The sequence below is a fragment of the Burkholderia sp. HMSC10F09 genome (assembly GCF_001806955.1).
GTDB classification, from domain to species: Bacteria; Pseudomonadota; Gammaproteobacteria; order Burkholderiales; family Burkholderiaceae; genus Burkholderia; species Burkholderia multivorans.
In genome coordinates, this window is the sequence record NZ_KV786804.1 from 1 (window position 1) to 1,188 (window position 1,188).

General features: G+C 71.3%; 2 protein-coding genes. Both read left to right on the forward strand.

What is annotated here, in order from left to right; all coding sequences use genetic code 11:
* Positions 1–778 (forward strand): protein-L-isoaspartate(D-aspartate) O-methyltransferase (locus HMPREF3115_RS19955; RefSeq protein ID WP_070555718.1); only part of this gene is annotated, 778 nt, incomplete at its 5' end.
* 5 nt (positions 779–783) lie between these two features.
* The coding region (locus HMPREF3115_RS19960) for a LysM peptidoglycan-binding domain-containing protein (RefSeq protein WP_141751706.1) at positions 784–1,188 on the forward strand (405 nt) is incomplete at its 3' end.

Genomic DNA, 1,188 nt, shown 5'->3' on the forward strand with positions numbered 1-1,188 from the left:
GCGCGGCGTGCCGGCCGGCCCGGCCGCCGCGAAGCCCGCGACGGCGCCGAAGGCCACCGCACCGAAGCCGACGCTGCCGAAGCCTGCGGCACCGCGCCCGATCGCGCCGAGTTCGGCGCCCGCCGGCGCGTTCGCGCTCACCTCGGAACGCGTGCGCGAGCGCATGGTCGAACGGCTGCGTGCGAACGGCGTCGCCGACGCGCGCGTGCTGGCGGCGATGGCGGCGGTGCCGCGCCACCTGTTCGTGGATCCCGGCCTCGCGACGCAGGCCTACGAGGATTCCGCGCTGCCGATCGGCCACCAGCAGACCATTTCGAAGCCGTCGGTCGTCGCGCGCATGATCGAGCTCGCGATGGCCGGCCGCTCCCTCGAGCGCGTCCTCGAAATCGGCACCGGCTGCGGCTATCAGGCCGCGGTGCTGAGCCACGTGGCGCGCGACGTGTATTCGATTGAACGCATCAAGCCGCTGTACGAGCGCGCGAAGCTGAACCTGAGGCCGCTGCGCGTGCCGAACATCCGTCTGCACTACGGCGACGGGCGTGTCGGCCTGCCGTCCGCCGCCCCGTTCGATGCGATCGTGATCGCAGCCGCGGGGCTCGACGTGCCGCAGGCGCTGCTCGAGCAGCTCGCGATCGGCGGGCGCCTCATCGCGCCGGTCGGTGCGCAGAGCGGGCAGCCGCAGGTCCTCACGCTCGTCGAGCGCGTCGCGCACGCGCAGTGGCGGGAGTCTCGGCTTGATCGCGTTTTCTTTGTCCCTTTAAAATCCGGAGTGATTTGAAACCGATGAGTATGTTGCGCGCGATGCAAAACAACCGTTCCAGGGAACCGCTTACGCTCGCCCAGCGCGCGATCTGCGTGGCCGCGTTCTCCACGTTACTGGCCGCCTGTGCGACGCGGCTCGACAACGCGCCCGTCGTCGACCGCTCCGGTTCGTTCGGCACGACGGCCGCCGCGCAGCCCGCGGTGCCGCTCGGCCCGCCGCCGCCCGGTTTCTACCGCGTGAAGCCGGGCGACACGCTGTACCGGATCGCACTCGAGAACGGACAGAATTATCGCGACATCGCCGCGTGGAACAATCTGTCGAACCCGAATCAGATCGAGGTCGATCAGCTGCTGCGCGTCGTGCCGCCGGGTGGTGCCGCGGCGGCCGGTGCGCCGGCCACGGCACCGCTCGCGGGCGGCGCGGTC